Origin of the sequence: Holdemania filiformis DSM 12042, from assembly GCF_000157995.1 — a bacterium.
GTDB classification, from domain to species: domain Bacteria; phylum Bacillota_I; class Bacilli_A; order Erysipelotrichales; family Erysipelotrichaceae; genus Holdemania; species Holdemania filiformis.
The window spans coordinates 309,404-311,583 of record NZ_GG657552.1 but is presented as its reverse complement, the minus strand read 5'-3'; the positions used below and the strand labels follow the sequence as shown (position 1 = coordinate 311,583).

Below are 2,180 nucleotides of genomic sequence, written 5' to 3'. Positions count from 1 at the left end.
AATAAACAAGCTCGAAAAACAAATGAATCAAAAGAATGATCCATCCAGGACGGGCAATCCCTTAATCAATGACCCTACATCTTTAATATTGCGCAAAATTCAAAAAAGCCTCCTGAGAAAATGGAAAAAGTAAAATTACTTTGGAGTTTTAGTAAAACTTTAAAGAATTGAGATTCATTCGAGAACGCAAATCCTCTGCGAATCCAACAATCACTTAATGAAAATCTGAGACTTTCTTAATTCTTAGATCGCTGCCTATTTCTCAATTCAGCGATTTGGAGTCTCGGATTGAAAGCAAGAAAACCGGCTTGTTTCCCGCCGGTTTTCTTTTTAATAGATCTTTTTTATATGTTTCATGCCCTGCCAAGCTTTTTCATTGCCGCGATTTCTCTTTCTGCACTTTAACCGGAGGAATGGTATCGCTTTGCGTCTCCCTGCTTTTTACAGTTCTTCCCCATTGGAAGCAATGACCTTACGATACCAGTCAAACGACTTCTTTTTCAACCGCTTTAAGCTCCCCTGTCCTTCGTCATCCCGGTCGACATAAATGAAGCCATAGCGTTTTTTCATCTGCCCGGTGCCGCAGCTGACGACATCGATGCAGCCCCACGGCGTGTAGCCGATCAGATCGACGCCGTCTTCCTCCACCGCCGCTTTCATCGCTTCGATGTGCTGACGGAGATAGTCAATCCGGTAATCATCGACAATGGTGCCGTCCGGCTCAATCGTATCCACCGCGCCCAGACCGTTTTCCACAATGAACAGCGGAATCTGATACCGGTCATACAACTGATTGAGCGCGATCCGCAGACCGATCGGATCGGTTTGCCAACCCCAGTCACTGGCCTTCAGGTAGGGATTCTTCACCGCGTTCAACATGTTGCCGCCAATCAATTCTACTTCCCGGGCGGTTGCCACGTTGGAATTATAATAGGAAAATCCGATGTAATCCACAGTTCCGGCCTGCAGCGCCGCTTCATCCTCCGGCGTGATATCCAGCGTCAACCCCTGCCGCTTCCAATAGGCTTTCGCCTTGGAAGAATACGCACCGCGGACCTGCACGTCCGAGAAATAGAGATGCGGATCAAGCTGGCGCATGCATTCCAGCTGATCGGCCGGATTGCATGTTTCACCATAAAAGGTCGGATACAACATCATCATGCCAATTTTGAAATCCGGATTAACCGCATGGCCAAGCTTGACGGCCAGAGCGCTGGCGGTCAGCTGGTAATGGGCTGCCTGCAGCTGAATCTGCTCGGCGTTTTCGTCTTTTCCGATCCGGATCCCCGCGCTCATTTCGCTGTGCAGACGCAGTACGTTGATCTCGTTGAAGGTCATCCAATATTTCACTTTGTTTTTATACCTGCGGAAAATCGTTTCACAGAATTTCAGATAAAAACCAATCATTTCCCGGCTGCGCCAGCTGCCGTAGTTTTTTACCAGCGCATAGGGTGTTTCATAATGGGAAATCGTGACGACCGGTTCGATTCCATATTTTAAACACTCGTCGAAAACCGCGTCGTAAAACGCTAACCCCTTCTCGTTGGGGATTTCGTCGTCGCCGTCAGGATAGATCCGCGTCCAGGCAATCGAAGTGCGGAAGCACTTGAAGCCCATCTCGGCAAACAGCGCGATATCCTCTTGATAATGATGATAGAAATCAATGCCTTCATGGTTAGGATAATAAACGCCAGGCAGCACGCCGTCGGTAAACTCGCGGACTTTTCCGATCCCGCCGACCGTCATGCAATCCGCGGTACTCAGGCCTTTGCCATCTACATTCCAGGCACCTTCACATTGGTTGGCAGCTACCGCTCCGCCCCACAGAAAATCACTTCTTAACATAAGCTCTCCTTTTTTCCTTCCTTAATCTTGATCTAGCGGATATTCGTACCCGCGAAATAACCGTCGTGCGTCGCCTCAATGACCTTCGCCACCCGCTTGCAATCGCCGATCATCACGGTATTGGGCGTAATCCCATAAAATTGCTGGGCTGCTTCCGTTCGCGAGCGCAGGCCGACCGCAAGTAGAATGTGATCGGCGGGAATCTGTTGAATTCCCTGCGGGGTCCGGACTTCCACGCCATCCGGTTTGATTTCCAACACTTGCGATTGAAGCAGACAGGTCAAGGTTGAACAGCGGCGGAGATGCTGATGCAGCGCGATCCGGTACAGTTTATT

At 49.4% G+C, this 2,180-nt stretch carries 1 protein-coding gene and 1 pseudogene; both read right to left on the bottom strand.

Translation table 11 applies throughout. The features are described 5' to 3' along the window. Nucleotides 1-441 precede the first annotated feature (441 nt). On the bottom strand, nucleotides 442-1,845 hold the full coding sequence (locus HOLDEFILI_RS02265; RefSeq protein ID WP_006057743.1) for a 6-phospho-beta-glucosidase: 1,404 nt from the start codon (nucleotides 1,843-1,845) through the stop codon (nucleotides 442-444). Between the two features lie 32 nt (nucleotides 1,846-1,877). Further along, nucleotides 1,878-2,180, bottom strand: a pseudogene (locus HOLDEFILI_RS02260) (2,4-dienoyl-CoA reductase); the annotation flags it as partial.